Source organism: Curtobacterium sp. RIT-PI-V (genome assembly GCF_025642935.1).
Classification (GTDB): Bacteria; Actinomycetota; Actinomycetes; order Actinomycetales; family Microbacteriaceae; genus Curtobacterium.
On sequence record NZ_JANZKM010000013.1, the window covers coordinates 40,423 to 57,765 of the forward strand.

Sequence of the window (17,343 nt, forward strand, 5' to 3'; positions counted from 1 at the left end):
GGGCGCGCTCAGTTCGAGCGATGGGAACTGGTCGTCGGCGAGGCAGCTCGCTTGGCCTTCCCGGCAGCCTCTTCTGCCTGCTCGACGACGGACGGCGCACGCTGGGCGTGCTGCTGGATCTTCGGGGCTTCTGCCTCGGCCTTCTCGAGGATCGCCTCCCAGCGGTGCTGCATCGGCTTGATGAGTCCGCCGCCGGCTCCGACGATGACGACGCCGGCGATGATCGCCAGGACCGCGATCAGGATCGGGGTGGTGACCGAGGTGGCCACGTCGATCTGGTTCAACGCCGCGGTCGCTCCGATGAAGACGATGAAGACCGCGACGATGTTGCCCAGCAGCTTGCCGTAGGAGAGACCACCGAGCGTGTTCTGGATCAGGCCCTTCGCTCCGGCCGCGATCGCCGCGGCGACCACGATGATGATGATCGCGACGATGATCTTCGGCAAGAACCCGATGATGCCGGCGAGGAGATCACTCACCGGGTTGGACCCGAAGACGCCGAACGCGAACTGGAGCACGAACAGCACCAGCGTGTAGTAGATGATCTTCGACACGATGTCGGAGGCGTCGAGTTTCGAGTTCGCGAGGGCCTTCTTGATGCCCCCGCGTTCGACGGCACGGTCGAAGCCGACCTTGGTGAGGAGACGCGAGAGCCCCTTCTCGATGAGCTTCGCGACGATCAGGCCGACGACGAGGATGAGCAGGAAGAGCAACGCGAGCGGGACGAACGCGATGACCGCGGCCAGTCCGTTCTGCAGAGCGGCGGGGAAGTCCATGGGGTGAGCCTTTCGGGTGAGGGTCGGGTGGACAGGGCGCAGAGAAGGCGTCCTGCGCTGGCGACGGCCGTCCGGCTGTCGCCGAGCGGCCGTCGCCCAGCACGATCAGGAACGGCCGTCGCGGTCCGCGATGGTCTCGTCGGTCACGGCGGTGTCGTCGAGGACGATCTCCTCGTGCGCGACGTCCTCGGTGACCTCCTGCTCGCCGGCGATGGTCTCGGTGCCGAGCCGGACGCGCTCGACCGGGACCGTCTCCTTGGCGGTGACGACGCGCTCCTCGGTGAGCACGACCTCGTGTTCTTCTTCACTCAGTGCGGGCCCCGACAAGGCATCGTCGGCGGTCGCGTCGGTGATCGGCTCACGGCTGAGGGTGACCTCCTCGTGGCTGACGGGCACGGTCTTGGTGACCTGCTCGGTGACGATGTGCTTGCGCAGACGGGCACGGCCGGACTCGATCCGCTCGGTACCCACGTGCAGCCGTTCCTCGGAGCGGGTCATGGCGTCGTCCGTCGTCGGACCGGACGTGTCGTGTCCCTGGACGTCGGCGGAGTCCGTGCTCCGGTCGGCGTCCTGGTCGTACAGACCCGCATCCGCCGACGCGCTCGACGGGTTGCCGTAGAAGGAGTAGAGCGACTGCTCCTCGTCCGCGCTGAGCGCCCCGTCGGCGTCGACCCGCGGGGCGTCCTTCACGAAGGACTTCTCGTAGGCGACGTGGACGGCGCCGGCTTCGAACGTCGCGTCGTTCAAGGGTGCGAACGACTCCGAGGTGCCGAAGAGCCCGGTCCGCACCGTCACCCAGGTCGGAGCCTGGGTGTCGTTGTCGACGTAGACCTGGCCGACCGTGCCGATCTTGGCGTCGTCGCTCCCGTAGACGTCGGCGCCCGTGAGGTCGTTGATGCTGCTGCTGTCGATCATGGTGGTGCTCCTCTTCCCCGGCAGGTCGCCTGGGGTTCGATGCGGAGTGGATCCGAGGTGACGGCGGCGCACGGCCCGCTCGATCGGCGGAGACCACCACCTCGTGGACTTACGGCGTAAGCCCAGCGGGAGCTTACATCGTAAGTCGCGATAGCGTGGGTTTGTCGGCCGCGAACTCGGCGCAGCGCCCGTTGTCAGCCACGAACCGCGGATCGGCAGGGAGATCAGCCGTGGCAGCACGATCGAGGGCGAACCGTTCCGAGACGAACGCACCGAGGCTCAGCCGTGACCTCATCGTCGAGACCGCGTTGCACCAGATCGATCGGTCAGGTCCCCAGGGACTGTCCATGCGGTCACTCGCGCAGGAGCTCAGCGTGGAGGCGATGTCCCTGTACCGCTACGTGCACGGGAAGGAAGACCTGCTCGAAGGCGTCGTCGCCTCACTGATGCGGGATCTCACCTCGCAGCTCACCGAGGCCGAGGAAGCACACTGGCAAGGGTTCCTGCAAACGGTCGCCCATGCCGTCCGGCAGATCGCCACGGACCACCCGAAGGCGTTCCCGCTGGTGGCGACCCGCCACCCTGCAGCCCCTTGGCTCCGCCCGCCGCTGCGGAGCGTCGAGGTCGTCAACACGTTCCTGACCGCGCTGACGGGGAACGGCTTCACGGACGCCCAGGCGGTCAACGCGTACCGAGCGTTCAGCAGCTTCCTGCTCGGCCAGCTCCTCCTGCAGTCAGTGGTCAGCGGTGCCGAAGCAGGCCCAGCCGAGGAACCGCTCGACGAAGGAGGCGCCGCCATCCCCGAGGGCGACGGCAACACGTCCCTCGACGTCGCACCGGAGGTCCGCCGACTCCGCACCTTGTTGAGCGAGGACCGCAGCGACGAGGAGTTCGAGGTCTCCCTCGAGGCACTCCTCGACCGACTGGACCGCGAACTGTCGCAATGACCCGCGATCGCGGTCCGGCGACGCGGCCGTCAGACGTGGGCGTCGAGGTGCCCACCCCACACCTTGTACGTGTCGCGGTACCGGTGCTCGTCCGACTCGGGCCGCCACACCGACCGCGTCAGCTCGTCCGGGAACCCGACTGCGCGCACCCGTGGACAGGCTTCGACGACGAGTCGAGTCCGCGCGTTGAGGCGACGACCGTGCACCCCGGCTGCGAGCCGAGCCGGCCGGGACAGACTCCCGGCGTTGTCGAGGGGTGGGATCTCACCGATGACGACCTCGGCATCCACGGGCACCACCTCGCGCAGGGCAGCGATCGTGTCCCGGACGCGTTGTTCCCACACCCTCGTCGGCAGGACCCGGAGCGCATCCGTGATGCCGACCAACACGACGACGAGGTCGCACCGCCCCAGGTCCTCGCGGTGGGCGGCGATGACGGATGGGAGTTCCCGGACACTCGCCGACGGTGCGGGGAGCATCTTCCAGGCGACGCCGCGCGCGGTCCGTGCTGCCCGGTGCCGAGCGAAGAACGCGGGGAGCGAGAGCTCGTGGGTGCGGACGCCGAGCGACAGTTCGCCCCGCTCACCCACGAACACCACGCGATCCGGGTCCGGGCCGGGCACCGTGCCCTCCATCGCGTCGTCCGGGTAGAAGTCCCCGGTCGCGTCGAGGCGACGGAACACGAACTCGACGACGCGCGCACTGCGCGACGGGAACCTGAACGCAGCGCGGCGCAACGACTTCGTCCGTGACACTGCCCCACCTCTTCCGAGCACCTTCACCGACCGGGACCCGGTCGGTGTCCGGTTCCTCCAGCGTAGGCAGCGGCCCACCGCCAGGACACCGCGCCATCCACCTTGCGCGCCGGCCACGGGCCACAGACGACAGGAGGAGCGCGACGCGATCGGCACGCCTTGCCATCGGGGCAGGTGTGCGCCACTGTGTGGAACACAAGCTTGCTTCGAGGAACAGGGGCCACATGCTGTCGTTGGTGTACGTGAGCACGATGAGCCGACCGGTCACGGACGAGGAACTCGCCGAGATCCTGGTGGTCGGTCGCGAGAAGAACCTGCAGCTGGGCATCACGGGGATCCTCGCCCACCAGGGGAGCAACTGCATCGGCATCATCGAGGGCGACGACGAGGTCGTGCGGGAACGGTTCGAGGGCATCCGTCAGGACCCCCGTCACACCAACGTGCGCCAGGTCGCCGCGGACACCGTCGCGACGCGGTCCTTCCCGGAGTGGTCGATGGCGTTCCAACCGGCGGACCCGTTGATCAAGGAGATCCCGGGGTTCCTCGACCTCTTCGCCGACGGGCACGCGCCCGACCCCGCCACCGGGACGTCCCGCGCGACGGCCCTGCTGGAGTGGTTCCGGAAGCACCCCCTGGCGCCGCTGACGAACCAGCACGGCGACGACGGCATCGAGCTGCGCACCCGGATCGTCAACGCGACGATCACGGCGCTGCACGACACCGGGGTCGAGCAGGTCGACGTCGACACCGTAGCCGCCCGGTCCGAGATGACCGTCGACGAGCTGCGCACCCACTTCCCCACCCGCGAGAGCCTGCTGACGGCGACGGTCGACCGGTGGTCGAGCTCCGTGTCACGGCCCCTGCGGCCGATCGCGGACACGCACGGCGCGGTCGCCTACCTGCACGCGCTGGTCGTGGCGTACTCGGAGGAACCGGCGCTGATGCGACTGCTCGCCTCGACGCTCGCCTCGAGCACCGACCCCGGGCACGAGGGCGCGGAGTACTACCGCACCCTGTACCTCCGGTTCCGTCGGACCGTCCGGGAAGCACTCGAGCGGGACATCCGGGTCGGTCGCGAACCGGCCACCATGGATCCCGCGCGTGCCACCGAGCAGCTCCTCGCGCTCTACGACGGTCTGCGGATCCAGTCGCTCCTCATCGAGGGGTTCGACATCATCGCGTCCTTCGACCGTGCGGCGTCACGGCTGCGGCGGGGGTGGGCCGAGGACTACCGGCACACGGACCTCTTCGAGATCCCGGTCGAGGGCACGGGCGATCACAACGCCCGCGAGAAGCAGACCGACTCAGGGTCGTCGCGGTAGTGCCCGAACGGCTGGATCCGCACGAACCCGTTCCGGCTGAACAGCGCGGCGGCGTGCGGCTGCAGCACGCCGAACTCGGCGACGACCGCCGGCGCCTGCAGCTCTTCGGCCTGCGCGAGCAGTTCGAGCACCAGCAGGTCGCCGACGCCCTGCCCGCGGGAGTCCGGTCGGACGAACAGCCGCCGGACCTCGAACACGCCGTCGCCGGCCGCACTCAGCGACGCGGTGCCGAGCGCCAAGCCCGAGCGGTCTCGGGCGATGACGTGCACGGCGGCGGTCGCCTCGGTCAGCGGACGGCCACGGTCGGCCGGGCGGCCGTAGATCCGGTCGACCTCGATCCGCGCCGCGGCGCGCAGCCGGACGGCGTCCTCGTGGTCGAAGGGCTCGGCCGCGACCGAGAACGTCAGGTGCTGCATCGTGGTGTGTTCCTCGCCCGGCGCCGCGTCGTCGCGGTGCCCGTGGGTGATCGGTGTGCGTGCCGCCGCTCGAACCCGAATCGAGCGGCGGCACGGTGTGCGCTCTGCCGCTCGAACCCGAATCGAGCGGCGGCGCGTGCAGACGACTGGCGTCTGCCCTCGGACGCCCTAGCGTCCGTGGTCTGTGGTGGGTCTGGGGCAGTCCACGAGGTCCTGGTCAGCTCACCAGGTCGAGGTCCCACACGGGGGCGACGTACTCGCGGGACCATCCCTCGCGCAACCGGGTGACTGCCCGGTCGAACGCTTCGAGCAGGTCCATCTCGGGGCGCACCATGGACTGCAGCTGCAGTCCCTCGTAGGTCGCGAGCAGCTGCTCGGCGCCGCGCGACGGCTCCATGGTGCTCGGCTCGCGACCGAGCAGGCTGTCGCGCTGCAGGGAGTTCTGCACGAAGGCGTGGAAGCGGCGCCACCGCGCGTGCAACATCGGCGCGAGCGGGTGCTCCGGTGACGCCGCGATGTTCAGGGTGGCGGTGAGGAAGCGCATCAGGGACGGGTCGGCGATGTTCGCGGTCACGATCGCACGCAGGAACGGCACCGTCCCGAACCGTTCGGCGAGTGGCATGAGCGGTGCGGTGCGCTGCTCGTTCCAGTGGTCGATGGTGGCCAGGAGCAGACCGTCCCAGCTGGGGAACGTCCGCTCGACCACGTCGACGTCCTGGCCGGCGTGGTCCGCGACGACGGCCGGGGTCACCTCGTGGAGCGGACGTGTCCGCAGTGCCGTGATCATCCCGTCCACGACGGCCGATCGGAGGGCAGCATCGTCCGAGGTCCGGCGCGATGATTCGATGTGCATGCATACACCCCATCAGGCACATCGGTCCCACCCAAGCCCCCGAACGGGGATCGCGCGCAAAACGGACCAGCACGATCCGGCCACGACACTTCCCACCGATCGACCTGCGAGCGATACTCATCCATGCAGTGGGGACGGATCGTACCGGTCGTGGTGCCGGCCCTGGTGGTCACCGGCGGGCTCGCGGGGTGCGATGCGGAGGGCCGGGTCCAGCCCCGCGGGGACACCGAGGAGAAGAGCGTGGCGTGTGCCTCGCGCATCGCACTCGACACTCCGGCCGAACGCCGTGCAGCTGCTGACCTCGTCGTCGATGCGGAGGTCGACAAGACCGGCCGCACCGTCGAGTTCCAGGGCGTCTACGACGTCTACGACGCGTCGGTCACCGACGTGTCGAAGGGCGACGACCCCGGCCACACCATCCAGGTCATCAGCACCTCGGACCAGTGCGAGACGAGTGGCGAACCCGTCGAGTACCTCGACGGCGACGTCCTCGCAGCGGAAGGAACGTTCCGCCTCAACCTGACGAAGGCCGACCCCGAGGACGACGTCTGGCGCCTCGTCGTCCCCGGCGCCGCCGAGCCGCTCACCACCGGCTGACGCCCGGCACGCACCACGCGCGCCCTACGTCTCGGGGACCGCCACGATCCGGTTCTGGTACGCCCACACCACGGCCTGCAACCGCGACCGCACCCCGAGCTTCGGCAGCATCCGCGCCAGGTGCGACTTCACGGTCGAGACCTCGAGCACGAGTGCGGCGGCGATCTCCTCGTTCGACATCCCCTGCGCGAGCAGCAGCAGGACCTCGCGTTCGCGGGCGGTGAGCACTCCGTCTGCCCGGTCCCCCGACACCGGCTGCAGGCTCCGTCGCGACACGAACTCGCGCAGCACCCGCCGGGTCAGGGCCTGGTCGAGCGTCCCGTTCCCCGCGGCGACCTGGCGCACGGCGTCGACGATGGTGTCCGGCTCGGCGTCCTTGAGCAGGAACCCGGAGGCACCGGCCTCGAGCGCCCCGAACACGTAGTCGTCCAGGTCGAACGTCGTGAGCATCAGCACCGGGATCGCCGGGTCGGCGTCCGGCGCGCAGAACAGCCGCGCGAGCTCGATGCCGTTCTTCACGGGCATCCGGATGTCCAGGCAGGCCACGTCGGGTCGCAACGAGCGCGCCAGCGCGAGCGCCTCGCCGCCGTCGGCGGCCACGCCGACCACCTCGATGTCGGCCTCCGCGCCGAGCAGCGCGGACACCCCGGCACGGACCAGCGGCTGGTCGTCCGCCACCAGCACGCGGATCACGCGACCACCTCGCCACCGTCGGCGGCCTGCGCGGGCGCGGCAGGTGCCTCCCGTCCGAGCGCCAGCTCCACCAGCCATCCGCCGGTGGCGGTGGGACCGGTCTGGAGGCTCGCCCCCACCAGGTCCGCCCGCTCGCGCATCCCCCGCAGGCCGTTGCCGCCCGACGGTGAGGTCGGCGCTGCCGGAGCGGCGGCCCGCGCGTTCTCCACCCGGATCACCACCCGGGCCTCGTCGCGGTCGTCGACGGTGACCGTGCACGGGGCGGACGGGGCGTGCAGGGCGGCGTTGGCCAGGGCCTCCTGCACCGTCCGGTAGGCGGCGAGCTGCGCGAGCGGGCCGACGCCGTCGGCCAGGGCCTGCGCCTGCGCTCCGCGCTGGTGGTCGCCAGCGAGCACGTCGAGGCGCACGTCGCTGCGGAACCGGGCACGCTCGACCAGGTCGACGATGCCGGCGACCGTCTCGACCGCGCGTTCGGCGGGGACGTCCTCGCGCAGGAGCCCGACCAGACGGCGCAGGTCGTCGAGGACGGCGGTGCTCTGCTCCCGCACCTGGCGGGCGCCCTCGTGCGCGCGCTCCGGGTCGCTGTCGATCTGCCGGTCGATGACGGCGGCCATCAGGGCGATGCCGGACAGGTGGTGGGCGGCGATGTCGTGCAGTTCGCGGGCCATGGCGGCACGCTCACGGGACACCGCGGCCTCGACCAGGGCGTCCTGTTCACGGAAGACCGCGCTCGCCTCGGCGGTGCGGGCGGCGCGGACCTCGCGGCGGGAGCGCACCAGCAGGGTGACCAGGAGCGGGAGCCCGACGGCGCCGACGGCTTGCAGGACGCCCTGGCCGAGTGCGCCGGACAGGACCGCGTTGCCCGCTGCCACCAGCGCGCCGGCGACCAGGAGGGTCGGCCACAGGCGCACGAGCGGGACGCGGAGGGCGGCGAGGACCACGGCGACCACCACCGGCAGGGCGGTGAGGCCGAACAGGTCGAGCGACTGCGGGGCGAGCGCGGCGACGAGCACCGGCAGCACGGACACCGCGACGAGCACGGCGCGCGGTGCCCGACGGGCGGCGAGCAGGGCGGCGGATTGGGCCAGCAGGCCGAGCGCCAGGACGGTCCACGCAGCGGTGAACGGTGCCGGCACCCGCATCGCCAGGGTGGCGCCGTCCGGCTCGAGGCCGTCGAGCGGCGGCAGGCCGAGCAGCAGGCCGATGGCCACGACGCCCGTGCCGAGCGCGACGAACACGTCGACGCGCCGGTCGCGGGTGCGCTGCGCGCCGTCGCGCTGGGTGCGGGTGCGCGGGTCAGCGGAGGCCATCGTGTGATCCTACGAGGCGGGTGCGGGCGGGGACCGGGGCGTCGATCGGCAGCGCTCGGCGAGCCGGGTCGTAGCCCAGGCGTCCGCGGGTCACGACGAGGAGCACCGCGGCCGCGACCGTCGAGGTGATCGTCAGGCCGATCATCAACGTGCCGGCGGTCATGCTCGGGTACATCTCCGGGAACAGCGTCGAGATCGTGTTGTTCACGCCGACGTGCAGCAGCAGCGCCAGTGGCAGGCTCTCGCCGGTCTTGTTGAACACCTGGATCATCACGACGTTGAAGGTGATCGTGAACAGGGCGAAGACGACGGGTTCACTCCAGTGCGCGTTCGGCCACCCGCCCCAGTCACTCAGGTAGAGCGGCATGTGCCAGAGCGCCCAGACCGGACCGAGGATCGCGGCGGCTCCGAGCCCACCGAAGCGGTGCTGCAGGCGGGGCAGGGCGAAGTCGCGCCAGCCGGGCTCCTCGCTCAGCCCGGTCGAGAACAGCTGGATGAGCAGGCCGGGCACCAGGGCGGCGAACGCCAGCGCCGAGGGTGCCCGGACGTCACCGCCGGCGAAGGGCAGCGCGGACGCCACGATCATGGCCGGCACGACGACGAGCGCCAGGGCGTACCAGTACCAGGCGACCCGCCAGCGGAACAGCCGGCCGACCCAGCGACGGAAGCCCGGACGGCCGTCGGCGACCGCGGTGACGATGAACGCGCCGCCCAACGGGCCGAGCAGCGCCCCGGGCAGCACGCCGGTGAACTGGGCGGAGCCGAGGACCTCGGGGAAGTGCAGGTCCCACACGCCCAGGCCGTGCGGCGACAGGATGTACGGGATCCACGCCAGCCAGCTCAGGCCGAGCGCGAGGGTGAAGAAGGACGCGAGCGGGTGCCGGGCGATGACGCCGCTCGCTCCCCCTCGCTCCTGCGGAGTGGTGCCGGCGGTGGGCCGGACTTCGGTGGTGTTCGGCATGCACACGACGCTAGGAACTGCGGCGTCGCGCGACGACCGGCTTCGGGATGCACCTGCGGGAGTTCCGTCGAAGGATGCAAGGCCTCCCGGGCCGTTCAGGCGGTGTGCTGGGCGGCCACGTGGGCCAGCACGACGGGGTCCTCGCAGCCCCGGGCGAACCCGCGGATGCGCCGGTCGATGTCCCGCTGCAGCACGAGCACGCCGATCCGTTCAGCGAGTGGCGCCAACCACTTCGGCCGGCAGGTGAAGTTGTACCGCCAGACCGCCAGCGTGTGCCCCGGCTCGCCCTCGGCCGCGGAGAAGCGCCACCCGCCGCCCATCCGCTCGAAGAACCACGACCCCTTCGTCATCTTCATCCCGACGTTCGACGGCGGGTGGTACGACACGTACTCGCTCTCCATCGCGAAGCCGAACCGCTGCACGGTGTACGTCCGGACGCCCTTGCTGGGGACCGTCGCACCACCGACCAGGTGCTGCCGTCGGATGAAGGGGTCCCAGCGCTTCCGGATCGCGCCCTGCGTCTGCGAGACGGCGAAGGCGACCTCGGGCTCGACCGGTACGACACAGCGGGACTCGACGACGGGCATGAGTCATCCTCGCACGGTGCGGTGGCCGCCGGCCCGTGGGAGCTCCGCCGAGCCCCCACGGTGCGGTGGCCGCCGGCCCGTGCGAGGTTGGTCACTCCGTGCGCGGACAAAGCCCTGCACCGAGTGGTCAACCTCGCACCAGGCGCAGCGCGGCGTCAGCGCAGCGCGGCGTCAGCGCAGCGCGGCGTCAGCGCAGCGCGGCCCGGAGGGCGTCGGCGATGGGCGCAAGCGCGGCGTCGATCTCGTCGGCGACCCGAGCGTGGGTGGCGTCGGACCGGCGGTAGGGGTCGTCGACGTCGTCGGCGGCGGGTTCGGCCGGCGGCGGCACGGTACCGCGCAGCCGTGCGACCCGTTCGACCAGGGCCTCGGGCGAGTGCACGTCGGCCAGGTCACCGGGCTCGAGCCCCCCGAGCACCCGCGCGAACTGCTTGATCGTGAACGCCCGCTTCGTCGCCCGAGGAGCGAGGGACGCCACGGCCGCACGGTGCGACCGTTCGGCCGTCAGCACCAGGTCGGCGTCCTCGACGATCGCGGCCGTCAGGTAGCGCGAGCCGTGCCCCGACGGGTCACCGCCGAGCCGCACGGACTGCGCCGCAGCGGCGCCGTCCATCGCGGCACCGTCGTCGGCGATGGTGCCAGCGGACTCGACCACGAACGCCGCAGCGTCCGGACCGAGTCGCGCCGTCAGGACCTGCGCGCCGAGCGGCGAACGACAGATGTTGCCGCTGCAGACGAACAGGACCCGCATCGTCAGGCGCCAGCGCCGAGCAGGTCGTGCCGGACGACGATGGCGTCGCGGCCCGGACCGACACCGATCGCGGAGATCCGCGCACCGGACATCGCCTCGATCGCGAGCACGTAGTCCTGCGCGTTCTTCGGTAGGTCGTCGAACGAACGGGCACCGGTGATGTCCTCGGTCCAGCCGGGGAACTCCTCGTAGACGGGCTTGGCGTGGTGGAAGTCCGACTGGTTCACGGGGACCTCGTCCACGCGCACACCGTCGACCTCGTACGCGACGCACACCGGGATCGTCTCGAGCCCGGTCAGCACGTCGAGCTTGGTCAACACGAAGTCGGTCACGCCGTTGATGCGCGCGGTGTACCGGGCGATCGGGGCGTCGTACCAACCGCAGCGGCGCGGACGGCCCGTGGTGGTGCCGAACTCGAAGCCGTTGGCGCGCAGGAACTCGCCGGACTCGTCGAACAGCTCGGTCGGGAACGGACCGGCGCCGACGCGGGTCGTGTACGCCTTCACGATGCCGATGATGCGCTCGAGCTTGCCCGGGCCGATGCCGGAGCCGGTCGCTGCGCCACCGGCGGTCGCCGACGACGACGTCACGAACGGGTAGGTGCCGTGGTCGACGTCGAGCATGGTCGCCTGACCGGCCTCGAACAGGACGGTGTCGCCGCGCTCCAGGGCCCGGTGGATCTCGAGGGCCGTGTCCGCGACCATCGGGCGCAGGCGCTCGGCGTACGACAGCAGCGACTCGACCACTTCTTCGGCGTCGATCGCGCGGCGGTTGAAGACCTTGACGAGCAGGTGGTTCTTCTGGTCGAGGGCCGCTTCGACCTTCTGACGCAGGATGTTCTCGTCGAAGATGTCCTGGACGCGGATGCCGACGCGGTTGATCTTGTCGGCGTAGGACGGACCGATCCCACGACCGGTGGTGCCGATCTGGCGCTTGCCGAGGAACCGCTCCGTCACCTTGTCGATGGTCCGGTGGTAGTGCGTGATCAGGTGGGCATTCGCCGACACGAGCAGCTTCGAGGTGTCGACGCCGCGGGCCTTCAGCGCGTCGAGTTCCTGGAACAGCACCTCGAGGTCGACGACGACGCCGTTGCCGATGATCGGGGTGACGCCCGGGGTGAGGATGCCGGACGGCAGCAGGTGCAGCGCGTACTTCTCGCCGCCGACGACGACCGTGTGCCCGGCGTTGTTGCCGCCGTTGAACTTCACGACGTAGTCGATGCGGCTGCCGAGGAGGTCGGTGGCCTTCCCCTTGCCCTCGTCGCCCCACTGGGCGCCGATGATGACTGCTGCGGGCATCTGGTTCTCCTCACGTTGGCGGAGGACCTCACGCGACCAGGCGGGCCGGTGGTCCACCCGAGTCTATCGGCTGGTCACCTCCGCGTCACCCGACCCCCGCACCCCTGCCCGCGGCGAGGTCATGTGACGGCGCCGGGGTCCATCCGCGGCACCGTGGCCCGGAACCGCCATCGACGCACCGCGGTCAGCCGTGCTCGCCGTGCCCGACGGGCGCTCGGGGCGAGCCTCGGACGGAGCAGACCGACGCACGTGACGATGGTCAGTTCGACTCGCTGCAGGATCGAGACCACGCGGCCCCGGTGCGCCGCCGTCACCCGGATCGCACCGTCCGCCCGGGCCGCTTCCACCAGCGGGTGGAAGGACGCCTCGGACGCGGACCCGGCGTGCTCGACCCGCGCCGCTCCGACCGCGACGAGGGGGTGGCCGGCGGCACGTGCACGTCGGGAGAGATCGGCGTCCTCGCAGTACATGAAGAACTGCTCGTCGAACGGGCCGAGTCGACGGAGCACCGCGGTCGCTGCGAAGAGCGCGCCGCCGCTCACCTTCTCGACGTGCCGGATGCCGTCCGCACCGAGGGCGTCGGACCACCGAGCGCGCTTCACCAGCCGCTCGCACGAGAAGTCCCAGTCGATGTACCCGTCGCGTTCGACCGCCCCGTCGCGGATCATCCACCCACCGAGGAGTGCGTGCGGCACTCGGCGACCGGCCGCCAGGAAGGCACCGAGCGCCGGCTCCTCGAGGGCGGCGTCCGGGTTGAGGACCAGGACCGACTCGGCTGTGGCCGCTGCGATGCCGAGGTTGACCGCGGCACCGAAGCCGACGTTGCCGGGCGACTCCACCACGACCAGTCGGAGGCCCGCGGGGACCGACTCCAGCGGCAGTGCCCCGCCGTTGTTCACCAGGATCAGGGTCGCGACGACGCCGGATCCGGCGGCCGATCGCGCCACCGAGTCGAAGCAACGCGCCAGGAGCGTCGGATCCGAGTGGAAGTGGACGACCACGACGTCCACTCCGGGCGACGGGTCACGAGAGGAGTCCATCGTGACATCCTAGCATGTCACATTCCTCCGACACTCGAGCCGGAGCGACATCGATGGTACCCGCCGAGGCAGCACCGGCCGATCACCGGAGGCCCGGTGCCGCCCGACACCGGGCCTCCCGGTCGTGCGCGACGCGCCTGGTCGCGATCAGGCGCGGAAGAAGTCCTGGTAGGACGGGTCGCCGACGGGCTGTGAGTAGCCGGGCTCGGCGAGGCGCTGCTCGATCATCGCCTGGACGACGTCGGGCGGGGTGAGTCCCCGGCGGCGCCACTCGGTCGGGTTGGCCCGGAGCTGGCTGAGCGTGTTCTGCATGCTGCAACCCTGGCACCGTGTAACTAGTTTGTCTAACTACCTGTCCTGAATCCGCGTCCTCGGAGCGCCGGATCTCGTTTCGTGAACAGGAGATGTCGGGCCCGAACTCGGGACCCGACATCTCCTGCTCACCGTGTGCGGCGCGCGGACGCGCTCGCGGCGACTACTTGCGCGCGACCTTCGCGGTCGACTTGGACGTCGCGGTGCCGTCCTTGTAGCCCGAGGCGTGCGCGGTGACCTTCACCGAGAACCTGTGTCCCGCGTCGGACGTGCCGAGCTTGTACGTCGCAGCGGTGGCCTTCCGCACGACCTTGCCGTCGCGGAGCCACTGGTACTTGTACGTCGCCTTCGTCGTGCTCCACTTGCCGTGGTTCGCCGACAGCTTCGAGCCGACCTTCGCCGTCCCGCTGACCGTCACCTTGCTGCCCGCGGCGAGCGCGAGCGTGGGCGGGGTCACCGAGATGGTCGACGTGCCGGCCTGCTTGCCCGACGCGTTGCCGAGGTGCAGGAGCAGCACGGTGGCCTTCGTGACACCCGACGCCCGGGTGACCCGGAGGGCGCCGGAGTCGGCGAACAGGACGCCGGTGCTGCGGCCCTGCGCGAAGGACAGTGCCGGCTTCGACGGGTCGAACGAGGCACTCTTCGTCTCGTCCACCACGGAGGAGCCCGTGGTCGCGGCGCCCGGGGCGTAGGCCGACTCGGTGAGGACCGAGTAGGTGAACGTGCCCTTCGCACCGATCAGCGCACCCGTGGTCGTGAGCACCTTCACCGAGCTGTCGAAGGTGTTGACGTCCTGGCCGGGCGCCCCGCCGTTGAGCGGCTGGGCGTCGACGACCTTGCCGGTCGCCAGGTCCACCGTCGTGGCGAGCGTCGCGTCGATGGTGGCCGACTTGGCGTCGTACACCAGGTAGTCGGGCTCGCCGTCCCGGTTCGTGTCGATGAGCACCTCGACGTTGGTCACGGCGCCGGGGTTGGCGTCGGGACCGGCCGTGTGGATGCCGAACGCGATCGTGTCCGAGGCCTTGTCGTAGCTCGCACCGTAGGAGCGGATGTCCGCCGCCTGCAGCGAGCGCTTCGCCGAGCCCTCCGGGAACGACTCGACGGGGTCCGTCCCGCCGAGCACGAACGGTGCCACGGCGGCGTGGTAGCCGGTCGTCAGGCCGCCCTGGTCGACGGTGCGTCCCGTGAGCTTCAGGTCGGCCGACCTGCCCGGGCCGGTGAAGGCGACGGTGGAGCGACCCTGCACGGAGCTGACGGGCTTCGGTGCGAGGTACGCACCGACGCGCAGCGGCACCGCGGTCGTGTCGGTCGGCGTGAACGCCACGATGCCCGAGGCGGCGCTGACGAACTCGCGCTGGTAGCCCTGCTGCACCGATTCCTGGGTGGGGTCGATGACGCGGCGGAGCTTCGTCGGGTCAGCGATCGTGAAGGTGAGCTTCACCGTCGCGGTGCGGTTCGCCGGCACGGTGACCCGCTTCGTGTCGAGCGCGAACGTCACGCCGGGCTGCGACACCTGCGGCTGGTAGGCCACGTCGTAGGTGTGCGCGACGCCGTCGGTGTTCGCGATCTGCAGGGTGCGGCTCTCACTCGTCGCGCTCGAGACCTCGACGACGCCGAACGAGGCGGTGACGAGCAGGTCGTTCTCGACGCTCCGCACGGTGGTGCCGGCAGTCACGGCCTGCAGGGCGTCGACGCGGCCGGTGCCCTGCCGGAGCAGGGTGGCCGAGCGCGAGCCGTCCTTGACGTCGTGCGTCGCCGTGTTCATCAGCGCCGCCTTGACCTGCGGTGCGCTCCACTCGGGGTGCGACTGGAAGGTCAGCGCCGCGATGCCCGCGACGTCCGGCGTGGCCATCGAGGTGCCGCTCATCGACATGCGGCCGTCACCGGTGCCGTTGGCCGCCGAGATCACGTTGACTCCGGGGCCGGCGATGTCGGGCTTGACGATGTCGTCGAACGAACCGTGCACGCCGCGGCTGGTGAACCCGGCGAGCGTGTTCACGGCCTCCGGGTCGGTGGCGAGTTCGAAGGCCTTGAGCTCGTCCGCGAAGCGCACGTGCAGGGTCCCCGCCGTGGCAGCTGCCTGGAGGCTCGTGACGGCACCCAGCGTCAGCTCGGCTCCGGGGATGGTCGCGTTCCCGGCGATCCCCCCGTCGAAGGTGTTGATCGTGCCCGCCAGCAGGACGCCGATGCCGCCGGCGGCCTTGACGTTGTCGAAGCGGGTCTTGGAGCCGCACTCGAGGGCGCCGTCGGTCCACTTCAGCCAGACGACCTTGCCCGCGATCTTCGCGGCGTCGGTGGCGCTGAACGCGGTGCAGCCGTCGATGTTCGTGGTCGGGACGACGACGTCGCCCTCGACCGGCAGCGTGCCCGTGTAGTCCTGCGAGTACTGCGACCGGTAGGTCTTCGCGACGTTCGCGGGGGCCGTGACCTGCACGCCGTCGTAGAGCGACTGGCCGGTGGCGCTCGCGGCGACGGTGAGCGCACCCTCGGCGTTGCCCGGCGAGCCACCGATGTCGGTGAAGTCGTCGGCGTTGCCCGAGGCGATCACGGGCAGGACCCCGCGTGCGGTCAGTGCGTCGATCTTGGCGTTGTCGGGGTCGTCCGGTGCGCCGTAGTCGGAGCCGAGCGACAGGTTCAGGACGTTGATGTCCTTGCCCTCGGTGAGCGCCTGGCCCACCCAGTCGAGCGCGGCGCCCGTGACGTCGGTGGAACCGCCGCCGTCACCGAACACCTTGAGGGCGTAGAGGCCGGCCTCGGGCGCGGTGCCCGGACCGATCCACATGTCCTGCACCTGCTGCGTGGTGAGCTTGGTGTAGTCGCCGTCGAACTGCCGCTTGTCGGCGGTCAGGCCGTAGCCCGCGATCGAACCGGACACGTGCGTGCCGTGGTCGCCTCCCGTGCCGTCGATGGGGTTGTCGTCCGGAGCCGGCACCGGGTCGTAGGCCGGGTCGTCCGGGTCGGCGTTGTAGGTCGCACCGGCGAAGTCGTACCCGCCGAGGAACTTCGACGCGTCGTACAGGCTGGGGTCCGGGGCGCCGGAGCTCGCGTTCGCCAGGGCCTGCTGGTAGGCCGCGGTGGTGCCGGGGCCGCCGAAGTCCGCCTGCGTGTAGTCGAGGCCGGTGTCGAGGACGGCGACGTTGACGCCCTTGCCGGTGTGCCCGGTCTGCTGCCAGGCGTTGAGCGAGCGCGTGTAGACGTCGCTCGCGGCGTTCTTCGGCGAGACGCCGTCGGCGCCCGGCTTCACGAGACTCGGGTCGACGCCGGACGGTGCCGCGCTCGCGTCGGCGTTCACCGTCGGCTCGACGATCTTCTTCGGCGTCAGCGGGATGATGCTCTCGACGTCGGAGCGCTTCGCGATGTCCTGCAGCGCGGAGACGTCGGCGACGACCGCGACACCGGGGACGGTGTACTCGGTCGAGTAGAGCTCGGTGGAGTCGGCGTCGGCGCGCTTGACGGCCGCGCGGACGGCCGCGGTGGTCGACTCGATCGCCTTGACGCGGCTCTTCGCTGCCGAGGACTGGGTCCGGGACTTGGTCAGGTCACCGCCCTTCGCAGCGGCGTCCACCTCGAGGGCACCCTGGCCGGTCGTGCGCACGAAGGCGGCGACGGTCTTGGTGGGCTTGGCGTCACGCAGTGGTGCGGAGAGCTTCAGGTCGGCCACCGGCACCCCGGTCGGAGCTGCGGAGGCCGCGCCCCCGACTGCGAGGCCGCCGCACGTCAGGGCCACGGCGGCGATGCCGGCGGTCAGGACGCGCGTGATGCGATGGGAGTTCGGGTTCGGGTCGTGGTTCGGTGTTGCACGGTTCAAAGAGG

The 17,343-nt window shown here is 70.9% G+C and carries 17 protein-coding genes; 3 read left to right on the forward strand and 14 right to left on the reverse strand.

The genetic code is table 11. The features are described from left to right. Nucleotides 1–8: 8 nt before the first annotated feature. Together OGL88_RS09740 and OGL88_RS09745 are read right to left on the reverse strand one after the other, a co-directional pair. Complete coding sequence (locus OGL88_RS09740) at nt 9–776, reverse strand: mechanosensitive ion channel family protein (protein ID WP_111086141.1); 768 nt, start codon at nt 774–776, stop codon at nt 9–11. A 105-nt stretch (nt 777–881) separates the two neighbouring features. Further along, nucleotides 882–1,691 carry a PRC and DUF2382 domain-containing protein gene (locus tag OGL88_RS09745; protein ID WP_263055153.1) on the reverse strand — a complete coding sequence of 270 codons (810 nt, stop codon included), beginning with the start codon at nt 1,689–1,691 and terminating at the stop codon, nt 882–884. 230 nt (nt 1,692–1,921) lie between these two features. Here OGL88_RS09745 and OGL88_RS09750 point away from each other — a divergent pair, with 230 nt between their 5' ends. After that, nucleotides 1,922–2,638 carry a TetR/AcrR family transcriptional regulator C-terminal domain-containing protein gene (locus tag OGL88_RS09750; protein WP_111086143.1) on the forward strand — a complete coding sequence of 239 codons (717 nt, stop codon included), beginning with the start codon at nt 1,922–1,924 and terminating at the stop codon, nt 2,636–2,638. Nucleotides 2,639–2,667: 29 nt separating this feature from the next. Here the strand turns inward: OGL88_RS09750 and OGL88_RS09755 are convergent, their stop codons facing one another. Beyond that, a complete protein-coding gene (locus OGL88_RS09755; RefSeq protein ID WP_263055154.1) occupies nt 2,668–3,393 on the reverse strand; it encodes a hypothetical protein in 726 nt (241 codons plus the stop codon). A gap of 224 nt (nt 3,394–3,617) precedes the next feature. Here OGL88_RS09755 and OGL88_RS09760 point away from each other — a divergent pair, with 224 nt between their 5' ends. Next, the gene (locus OGL88_RS09760; RefSeq protein ID WP_263055155.1) at nt 3,618–4,715 is read left to right on the forward strand and encodes a BLUF domain-containing protein; all 1,098 of its coding nucleotides are present in this window, start codon (nt 3,618–3,620) and stop codon (nt 4,713–4,715) included. Here the strand turns inward: OGL88_RS09760 and OGL88_RS09765 are convergent. Continuing rightward, nucleotides 4,670–5,131, reverse strand: coding sequence for a GNAT family N-acetyltransferase (locus OGL88_RS09765; protein ID WP_263055156.1), 462 nt, complete (start codon nt 5,129–5,131; stop codon nt 4,670–4,672). The genes OGL88_RS09760 and OGL88_RS09765 overlap by 46 nt on opposite strands. A 217-nt stretch (nt 5,132–5,348) precedes the next feature. Next, entirely contained in the window at nt 5,349–5,984 is a 636-nt protein-coding gene (locus OGL88_RS09770; RefSeq protein WP_263055157.1) for a TetR/AcrR family transcriptional regulator, read from the reverse strand. A 123-nt stretch (nt 5,985–6,107) separates the two neighbouring features. On the opposite strand from OGL88_RS09770, the gene OGL88_RS09775 reads away from it, so the two are divergent. After that, on the forward strand, nt 6,108–6,581 hold the full coding sequence (locus tag OGL88_RS09775) for a hypothetical protein (RefSeq protein ID WP_263055158.1): 474 nt from the start codon (nt 6,108–6,110) through the stop codon (nt 6,579–6,581). Nucleotides 6,582–6,605: 24 nt separating this feature from the next. Here the strand turns inward: OGL88_RS09775 and OGL88_RS09780 are convergent, their stop codons facing one another. The 9 genes from OGL88_RS09780 to OGL88_RS09820 all read right to left on the reverse strand — a co-directional run bounded on the left by OGL88_RS09780 (nt 6,606) and on the right by OGL88_RS09820 (nt 17,338). After that, entirely contained in the window at nt 6,606–7,274 is a 669-nt protein-coding gene (locus tag OGL88_RS09780) for a response regulator (RefSeq protein WP_263055159.1), read from the reverse strand. Further along, nucleotides 7,271–8,584, reverse strand: coding sequence for a sensor histidine kinase (locus OGL88_RS09785; RefSeq protein ID WP_263055160.1), 1,314 nt, complete (start codon nt 8,582–8,584; stop codon nt 7,271–7,273). The genes OGL88_RS09780 and OGL88_RS09785 overlap by 4 nt, the downstream gene beginning before the upstream one ends. Next, a complete protein-coding gene (locus OGL88_RS09790) occupies nt 8,571–9,545 on the reverse strand; it encodes a type II CAAX endopeptidase family protein (protein WP_263055161.1) in 975 nt (324 codons plus the stop codon). The genes OGL88_RS09785 and OGL88_RS09790 overlap by 14 nt, the downstream gene beginning before the upstream one ends. Nucleotides 9,546–9,640: 95 nt before the next feature. Further along, nucleotides 9,641–10,132, reverse strand: a complete 492-nt coding sequence (locus OGL88_RS09795; RefSeq protein ID WP_205463858.1) for an SRPBCC family protein — start codon at nt 10,130–10,132, stop codon at nt 9,641–9,643. 187 nt (nt 10,133–10,319) lie between these two features. After that, nucleotides 10,320–10,880, reverse strand: a complete 561-nt coding sequence (locus OGL88_RS09800) for an arsenate reductase/protein-tyrosine-phosphatase family protein (protein WP_263055162.1) — start codon at nt 10,878–10,880, stop codon at nt 10,320–10,322. A gap of 2 nt (nt 10,881–10,882) precedes the next feature. Further along, complete coding sequence (locus OGL88_RS09805) at nt 10,883–12,178, reverse strand: adenylosuccinate synthase (RefSeq protein WP_263055163.1); 1,296 nt, start codon at nt 12,176–12,178, stop codon at nt 10,883–10,885. Between the two features lie 119 nt (nt 12,179–12,297). Then, complete coding sequence (locus OGL88_RS09810) at nt 12,298–13,218, reverse strand: glycosyltransferase (RefSeq protein WP_263055164.1); 921 nt, start codon at nt 13,216–13,218, stop codon at nt 12,298–12,300. A gap of 147 nt (nt 13,219–13,365) precedes the next feature. Next, nucleotides 13,366–13,530, reverse strand: coding sequence for a hypothetical protein (locus tag OGL88_RS09815; protein ID WP_159573348.1), 165 nt, complete (start codon nt 13,528–13,530; stop codon nt 13,366–13,368). 163 nt (nt 13,531–13,693) lie between these two features. Then, entirely contained in the window at nt 13,694–17,338 is a 3,645-nt protein-coding gene (locus OGL88_RS09820) for a S8 family peptidase (protein WP_263055165.1), read from the reverse strand. Between the last annotated feature and the right edge of the window lie 5 nt (nt 17,339–17,343).

Excerpts from the sequence above, each read along its gene's own strand:
- OGL88_RS09740 (WP_111086141.1), bottom strand. The coding sequence starts at position 776 with ATGGACTTCCCCGCCGCTCTGCAGAACGGACTGGCCGCGGTCATCGCG.
- OGL88_RS09745 (WP_263055153.1), bottom strand. The coding sequence starts at position 1,691 with ATGATCGACAGCAGCAGCATCAACGACCTCACGGGCGCCGACGTCTAC.
- OGL88_RS09760 (WP_263055155.1), top strand. The coding sequence starts at position 3,618 with ATGCTGTCGTTGGTGTACGTGAGCACGATGAGCCGACCGGTCACGGAC.
- OGL88_RS09765 (WP_263055156.1), bottom strand. The coding sequence starts at position 5,131 with ATGCAGCACCTGACGTTCTCGGTCGCGGCCGAGCCCTTCGACCACGAG.
- OGL88_RS09770 (WP_263055157.1), bottom strand. The coding sequence starts at position 5,984 with ATGCACATCGAATCATCGCGCCGGACCTCGGACGATGCTGCCCTCCGA.
- OGL88_RS09775 (WP_263055158.1), top strand. The coding sequence starts at position 6,108 with ATGCAGTGGGGACGGATCGTACCGGTCGTGGTGCCGGCCCTGGTGGTC.
- OGL88_RS09785 (WP_263055160.1), bottom strand. The coding sequence starts at position 8,584 with ATGGCCTCCGCTGACCCGCGCACCCGCACCCAGCGCGACGGCGCGCAG.
- OGL88_RS09790 (WP_263055161.1), bottom strand. The coding sequence starts at position 9,545 with ATGCCGAACACCACCGAAGTCCGGCCCACCGCCGGCACCACTCCGCAG.
- OGL88_RS09795 (WP_205463858.1), bottom strand. The coding sequence starts at position 10,132 with ATGCCCGTCGTCGAGTCCCGCTGTGTCGTACCGGTCGAGCCCGAGGTC.
- OGL88_RS09800 (WP_263055162.1), bottom strand. The coding sequence starts at position 10,880 with ATGCGGGTCCTGTTCGTCTGCAGCGGCAACATCTGTCGTTCGCCGCTC.
- OGL88_RS09805 (WP_263055163.1), bottom strand. The coding sequence starts at position 12,178 with ATGCCCGCAGCAGTCATCATCGGCGCCCAGTGGGGCGACGAGGGCAAG.
- OGL88_RS09810 (WP_263055164.1), bottom strand. The coding sequence starts at position 13,218 with ATGGACTCCTCTCGTGACCCGTCGCCCGGAGTGGACGTCGTGGTCGTC.
- OGL88_RS09815 (WP_159573348.1), bottom strand. The coding sequence starts at position 13,530 with ATGCAGAACACGCTCAGCCAGCTCCGGGCCAACCCGACCGAGTGGCGC.